Annotated in this window: 7 protein-coding genes; all 7 read left to right on the forward strand. The window is 49.8% G+C overall.

Going from position 1 to position 7,439, the window contains the following annotated elements; translation table 11 throughout:
- Positions 1–1,247, forward strand: a 1,247-nt coding sequence (locus tag RMO84_RS08715; RefSeq protein WP_310488086.1) for an NAD(P)H-quinone oxidoreductase subunit 4, incomplete at its 5' end; no start/stop codon positions are given.
- 270 nt (positions 1,248–1,517) lie between these two features.
- Positions 1,518–2,378 carry an aminotransferase class IV gene (locus tag RMO84_RS08720; protein ID WP_310488087.1) on the forward strand — a complete coding sequence of 287 codons (861 nt, stop codon included), beginning with the start codon at positions 1,518–1,520 and terminating at the stop codon, positions 2,376–2,378.
- Between the two features lie 102 nt (positions 2,379–2,480).
- The gene (locus tag RMO84_RS08725) at positions 2,481–3,707 is read left to right on the forward strand and encodes a DUF4336 domain-containing protein (protein WP_396135806.1); all 1,227 of its coding nucleotides are present in this window, start codon (positions 2,481–2,483) and stop codon (positions 3,705–3,707) included.
- Positions 3,685–4,341, forward strand: a complete 657-nt coding sequence (locus tag RMO84_RS08730; protein ID WP_310488089.1) for a hypothetical protein — start codon at positions 3,685–3,687, stop codon at positions 4,339–4,341. The genes RMO84_RS08725 and RMO84_RS08730 overlap by 23 nt, the downstream gene beginning before the upstream one ends.
- Before the next feature lie 114 nt (positions 4,342–4,455).
- Entirely contained in the window at positions 4,456–5,175 is a 720-nt protein-coding gene (locus RMO84_RS08735; protein ID WP_310488090.1) for an ankyrin repeat domain-containing protein, read from the forward strand.
- 113 nt (positions 5,176–5,288) lie between these two features.
- Positions 5,289–6,485, forward strand: coding sequence for a homocysteine biosynthesis protein (locus RMO84_RS08740; protein ID WP_310488091.1), 1,197 nt, complete (start codon positions 5,289–5,291; stop codon positions 6,483–6,485).
- 326 nt (positions 6,486–6,811) lie between these two features.
- Positions 6,812–7,300, forward strand: coding sequence for a pantetheine-phosphate adenylyltransferase (gene coaD / locus RMO84_RS08745; RefSeq protein ID WP_310488092.1), 489 nt, complete (start codon positions 6,812–6,814; stop codon positions 7,298–7,300).
- The last annotated feature ends 139 nt before the right edge of the window (positions 7,301–7,439 follow it).

Consider the following 7,439-nt stretch of genomic DNA (forward strand, 5'->3'; position numbering starts at 1 on the left):
GCGCGCAGATTGCGGTATTTCTGGCACAGGATTTGCTGATGTTCTTTATGCTCTGGGAACTGGAATTAGTTCCGGTTTACCTGATTATTTCGATCTGGGGCGGGGGACAGCGGTTTTATGCAGCAATGAAATTCATTTTATATACAGCCTTAGCTTCGATCTTTATTTTGCTGGCGGCGTTGGGATTAGCTTTTTATGGCGATACGGTGACTTTTGATATCACCGCGCTCGGACTTAAGGAATATCCGATCGGGCTAGAATTATTAGCCTATGCCGGTTTGCTGATTGCCTTTGGAGTCAAACTGCCGATTTTCCCCTTTCATACTTGGTTGCCCGATGCCCACGGTGAAGCACCCGCACCTGGCTCGATGATTTTGGCAGGGGTATTGCTGAAGATGGGCGGTTACGCCCTGATTCGGTTGAATGCCGAAATGCTGCCCCACGCGCATGTTTATTTTGCGCCAGTCTTGGCGGTGTTGGGTGTCGTGAATATTATCTACGGTGCTTTAGCTGCTTTTTCGCAGGACAATCTCAAGCGGCGGTTGGCTTATTCTTCGATCTCGCACATGGGCTTCGTGCTGATCGGGATTTCGTCATTCACTGCGCTGGGCGTCAATGGCGCGATGCTGCAAATGATTTCTCACGGTGGGATTGCCGCAGTCTTATTCTTCTTGTCTGGCGTGATTTACGAGCGGACGCACACCCTGTCGATGGATAAGATGGGTGGGATTGCCAAATCGATGCCGACGACGTTTGCGCTGTTTACCTTTGCATCGATGGCATCTTTGGCTCTGCCTGGGATGAGTGGTTTTGTCAGCGAGTTGTCAATTTTCTTGGGCTTGACGACTAGCGATGTCTACAGCGATGGGTTCAAAATTGGGATCGTGTTCTTGGCAGCGGTAGGCTTGTTGATTACGCCGATTTATTTACTATCGATGTTGCGTCGGGTATTTTTTGGCAAGCTGGAAGCTAGTGAGGAAATTTGGCGGGATGCCAAACCGCGCGAATTAGCGATCGCAACCTGTCTGTTGATTCCGATTATTGGGATCGGTTTATATCCCAAGCTGGCGACGCAAACCTATGACATCACGACGACGGCAGTAGCCGCTCATCTGCGGGAAGCTTTGCCGACAGCGGTGGGCGAAAGTAAGGCAACTAGTTTGTATGCTCGATCGTTCTTACCTAAATCGACAGAAACGATCGCCGCGCCGACTCTTCCTAGCAAATTGGCAAGTATCGCTCCCTAGCTAAAATATTAAAATCTAATTAAAGAGTTGGGGCTTTCCATAATAACGCCTCAACTCTTTTTAGTGAGCCGATCTCAATCCTGTTCGGGGAGAGAGCTTTACGATCGAAACGAATTTTTTTAACGCGAAGGACGCAAAGGTTTGTGGCGTTGATGTGAGGTTGGGAGTGGGTACCGCGAAGGACGCAAAGGGGTAAATCGATCGCGCTGAGATCGAAAAAGCAGATATAATTCAAGGCACTCAGACAGTATGAAGTAGGAGCCGATCGCTATGCCCATCGCTTATTATGACGGCCAGTATCTAGAACGCGATACCATTCGGATTAGTCCTACCGATTTTGGCTTTGCACGGGGCGTAACTTTGTTCGAGCTGGCGCGGGTGTACGGTGGCAAGCCGTTTTATCTGATGGCGCATTTGGAACGGCTGGAGCGCGGATCTAAGATGCTCGATTTGCCGTTGCCAGCATTAACGGAACTGGCAGACATCGCTAGCCAAGTCATCGCGCGCAATAGCTATGCCAGCAGTGCGATCAAGTTTTATCTTACTGCTGGCGAATGCGCTCGACCGAGTGGTAGTAGCTATATGGCTTGTGAGGGTTTCACGCCACATTTGATGATTTTTGAGGATGAGGTCATGCCCAAGCATCCAGAGGCTCCTTATGGACTCGATCTTTATCAATCCGGACAACGGTTAAAAATCGTGCCATTCGATCGAGATTTACCGATGCTCAAGACTACCAATTATCTGACGGGTTTTTATGCGGCGCGTCAAGTGGCGGGCGCGGACTATGACGATATTCTGTTTACCCATCGCGATGGTTATATTACCGAAGCGACGCGCAGCAATTTTTTCTGCGTTATTAATGGTGTATTGCTAACTCCCCAGCGAGGGATGTTGCTAGGCATTACCCGACACGTTGTCTTGGAATTAGCCGCCCAGCTCGGCATCAAAACGATCGAACGCGATTTATTTCCCGCCGATCTCGCGCAAGCCACTGAAGCATTTACGACTGGCAGCATCGCCGAACTAGTGCCAGCAAGATCGATCGATAACTACCACCTAGCCACCACGATGGATGGTAAGATCTTCACGGCTCTCCGCCAAGCTTTTTCGGCTAAAATTCAGGGCTAATAAGCAGATATAATTGACGATACACTCGCTCCAGATTGGAGGGTGGCAAACGCGAACGATTGCAGCAGGATAATTTGTGAAGATGGCGGTGGAAGTGCGGGTATGGCTGGAGGATTTAGGGTGACTCTGCACGAACGAGTGAGCACCTCAACTACAGCGACAGGATCGGCAGATCGATCGTGGCGATTTTGGTGGACGTTGCCAATCTACCCTTATAGTCAGCGGCGGACGATCCGGCGGGAAATTGAACCAGACACGATTTGGACATTCGAGCAGGTGCAGGGCATTTTCTATGTGGTGGTGCCGATTCGGATGACGGTCGTCAAGTTGGCTGGTGGCGGGTTGCTCGTCTATGCTCCCGTCGCGCCGACTGGCGAATGTCTCGCACTGGTGAACGAGCTAGTAGCTCTGCATGGCGACGTTAAATATATTATTCTGCCCACCATTTCGGGGTTAGAGCACAAGGTGTTTGTCGGGCCATTTGCGCGGCAATTTCCCCAGGCGCAAGTTTGGATAACACCAGATCAGTGGAGCTTTCCAGTCAATCTCCCTCTAAGCTGGCTGGGGTTTCCACGCGATCGCACGCAGATTTTACCCGCAGATAGCAGCCAAACGCCCTTTGGGGATGAGTTTGATTATGCCATTCTCGACACGATCGATCTGGGGCCGGGACAGTTTGCCGAAGTGGCTTTTTTTCATCGCCGATCGCGGACACTATTAGTTACGGATACGATCGTTTCGCTGCCAGTGACACCACCCACTATTCTCGAACTCGAACCCTACCCGTTATTATTTCATGCCCGAGATCGTGCTAGCGATCCGATCGTCGATACTCCCGCACAGCGACTGACTGGCTGGCAGCGGATCTGTCTATTTTCTCTCTATTTCCAGCCCAGCGTGCTGGAAATTCGTAACTGGGGTCAAACTTTACGCGATGCCTTAACTGCACCGGAGCGTGGCAAAAGCGACTATTTTGGCATTTATCCCTTCGACTGGCAAAATGGTTGGCACCAAAAGTTTGTCGAATTGCAGGGCAATGGCCGCTTAGTTGTCGCGCCGATTCTGCAAACATTAATTCTCAATCGCGCTCCCGAGCAAACGCTCGCCTGGGCGGATCGCGTTGCGCAGTGGCATTTCGAGCGCATTATTCCCTGTCATTTTGAGGCACCAATTGCAACTACGCCACAAGCATTTCGATCGGCCTTTAGCTTTCTCGAAGACCAACCCACACCGCTAAAATCACCAGCAGCAGATACACAATTACTGCGCCAAATCGATCGCCAATTGGTGCGCTGGCGCATTATTAATGCAGCTAAATATAAAACCTAAATTCAGTTCCGATCTCGATTTTAGCTTCAATAACAACTCGATCGATAATATTGTGAATACATCTACTGCCGATTTTAAAACTATCCTCGATCGAGCCGCCCAATCTGCCGATCGACCGAGTGCTGACGACCTGAAAACTGCCTTGCAAGCAGCCGAGCTAGCAGCCAGAAAAGACAAACTAGTAATTCCCTTGGCATCGCTCCTGGGGGAGTGGCGACTATGTTTTGCTACTGGTGCGAGTAAGGACAAACAACGCGGTGGCATTAAATTGGGGCGGGGTTATTATCTACCAAAATTCATACCAGCATCGATTACTTTTACCCAACAAGATGACTCGATCGAGGGCACTGTCACCAATCAATTATTAGTGGGCAGCATTCACATCCAATTTAGTGGCCCGTGTCGTTATCCCGGTAAAAAGAATTTACTAGCATTCGATTTTACCGATATTCAATTTAAAATTTTGGGTGTCAAAGTTTATCAAGGTAAAATTCGCAGTGGTAAACGCGGTCAACGAGATTTTGCCAAGTTATCAGTTGCGAGCTTGCCATTTTTTGCTTTTTTCTGGGCTAGCGATCGCGGCATCGCCGCACGCGGACGCAGCGGCGGATTAGCCTTATGGGTAAAAGATTAAATAGCAAACAACAGTTTTAGCTGCTCGTTCTCATGCAAACGATCGATGTTGCTCTTAGTTGCAAGATGATGACGAAACTTCTAGGATTGGAGTCATTAGCAAGGGGACAGATCTTTGGATTCATTAGAAATACAGCTACTTCAGGCCATTTTTCAAGGCAAACTGGCTCTCGTTGAGTCGTTGCTAGCACAGGGAGCCAACCCCAATATTTACGGCACGATTAGCCCTCGCCAAGTCGCACTCAGCGAACGAGGAAATACGCCGCTAATGTGGGCAGCGGATGAGGGTTTTGCCGCAATGGCGATCGCGCTATTAGATGCTGGAGCGGAGATTGATGCGCGCAATGCTGCTAACTATACAGCCTTGATGTATGCGACCGAATCTGGTCGAGTTGATGTCATCGAGTTACTGCTGGCGCGAGGAGCCGCCGTGGATGGTCGGAATGCCTGTCGAGAAACCGAACTAGCGATCTCTGCTAGGCAAGGTTTAACCGATGTCTTGCCGCAGTTCCTCGAACGAGGTGCGGATCTTCACGCGACCAATTATATCGACGATACGGCTCTCTATCTAGCTGCAGAAAATGGACATCTTTACGCGGTGAAGTTATTAATCGATCGGGGTGCGAGTGTAAATACCTGCAATCGGGGCGGGTGGACACCGCTGATGATGGCTGCCGCGCGGGGAGATTTAGAAATCATCGAGTTGCTGCTGCAACATGGCGCGGATTTTACGCCGCACAATAATTGGGGGGCGACTGCTCTGAGCGAAGCCCAGAAATCCTTTCGCGCTCGTCAAGCCGCCGCGCTCCTCATCGCTGCCGGTGCGCGAGCATAAGCAAGATTAGCACGCTCTCACATCTTGCAAATCAAGACTAGTATCAGCCGAGATCTGAGGCTACCCACAGGGGCACCTCTACCCCCTATTCCCTACTCCCTACCCCCTAATCCATGAAAACGATCGACCAAATCAACGATAAAATCAGCCAGAAACAAGCCATAGTCTGGACGGTAGATGAAGTAAAGCTGAAAGTTGCCGAATTGGGGGTCGCCAAAATTGCCGAGCTGGTAGATGTGATTACGACGGGTAGCTTTGAACCGATGGAATCATCGGGAGCCATTCTCAATCTCGGACATACCGATCCGCCGATTAAGATTCGATCGTGTACCTTAGATGGAGTGCCTGCCTATGCTGGCTTTGGGGCGGTCGATCTCTATCTCGGTGCGACGCAATTAGTCGATGCTGCTGGCGATATCGGCGATGGGGACGATCGCAAAGAGCGGGGTGGCGCGCATGTGATTGCCGATTTGATTGCTGGCAAAAGTGTTGCCCTGCGGGCGATCGGTCAAGGTACCGATTGTTATCCGCGCACTAGTTTCGATACCACCATTACCAAGGATACGATCAATCAATTTTACCTCTACAACCCCCGTAATTTGTACCAGAACTTCATCGTGGGGGTAAATGGGGGAGATCGGCAGTTGTACACCTATTTAGGCCCCTTACAGCCGCGATTGGGAAACGCGGTCTACTCTAATACGGGAGCGATTTCGCCTTTGCTTAACGATCCCGATCTCGACGTCATCGGCATCGGTACGCGGATTTGGTTGGGTGGCGGCATCGGTTATGTTGCCTGGGAAGGTACCCAACATTTTCCGCTCCAAAAGCGCGGCGAAAACCGCACGCCGATCGGTCCAGGTGCGACTTTGGCTCTGATTGGCGATGCCAAACAGATGGATCCCAACTGGGTGCGCGGCTGTTATCTCAAAAATTATGGCCCCTCGTTGATGTTGGGTGTCGGGGTACCGATTCCTGTCTTGAATGCTGACATCGTGCAGCGGTGTGCGGTGCAGGATCGGGAAATCGTCGCGCCGATCGTGGATTTTTCGATTCCGCGCCGCGTCCGACCGACATTCGGACTCGTCAGCTACGAGCAGCTCAAATCGGGCAAGATTAAGATTGAAGGTAAAACTGTTAGGGTCGCCCCGCTAGCGAGTATTTATCGATCGCGACAAGTAGCCATCGAACTCAAAGCGGCGATCGATCGCGGTGAATTCTTGTTGACAGCGGCGGTAGCGGCATTACCAAAAGATCGCGCTTTTATGCCTCAAGATCGGCGTCAGATGCCGAGTTTATTAGAAGATTGATCGACGCAATGCGATGAGGGTATAAAATATATAGATAAACAGGTTGATGGTTAAAGCAATTTGCCTTTTGGTGAATTAAATTGTCGAATCAAAAAGCTCACCAGATCTCAGCTTAGGATGTCGATTCCAATAGCTCGAATCCAGGTACTGAGCGGCTGTTGGGGGGCGATTGCCACCGTTACTAACGGCTTAACTTTGTCGATCGAACTATGAAGAAAAGATAAAGTATCCGAGATATCCCCAGAAGCGATCGTAGATTGTTTATAAACTAGGATTTAATCACAGATCTTAATTTTTCTGAATAACGAATTAACCCCAGCCAAATAGTGATTGCGATTTACCCTGGTAGTTTCGATCCGATTACACTCGGTCATTTAGATATTATCGAACGGGGCAGTAAATTGTTCGATCGAGTCGTAGTAGCAGTACTACGAAATCCTGGTAAAACACCATTATTTACAGTCGAACAACGTCTTTGTCAAATTCGCACGGCTACCAAACATTTACCCCAAGTAGAAGTAGATAGCTTTGATGGATTGACCGTTACTTACGCTAATCTAATCGGCGCGGGCGTTCTGCTCAGAGGACTCCGAGTGCTATCTGATTTCGAGAAAGAACTGCAAATGGCACACACGAATAAGACCCTATCTACAGAAATCGAGACGGTATTTTTAGCAACTTCCACGGAATACGGTTTCCTGAGCAGCAGCATCGTGAAAGAAATCGCTAGATTCAACGGCTCGATCGACCATCTCGTATCACCTCATGTTGCGTCAGAGATCTACCAATGTTACAACAAAACCACTCCTACTTAGCCGACGAACTCTTAACGGATGACAGCTATTCCAGTATTCTCGGCGATCCTCGGACGCAGCGATTTATCGATCGCGTTGTCGAAGCTGAGGTTGCGCCGACAGCAGTAGAGTCATTAGACGTGTTTGCCGCCATCGAACG

The sequence above is a fragment of the Chamaesiphon sp. VAR_69_metabat_338 genome (assembly GCF_031423935.1).
In the GTDB taxonomy this organism is placed as follows: Bacteria; Cyanobacteriota; Cyanobacteriia; order Cyanobacteriales; family Chamaesiphonaceae; genus Chamaesiphon.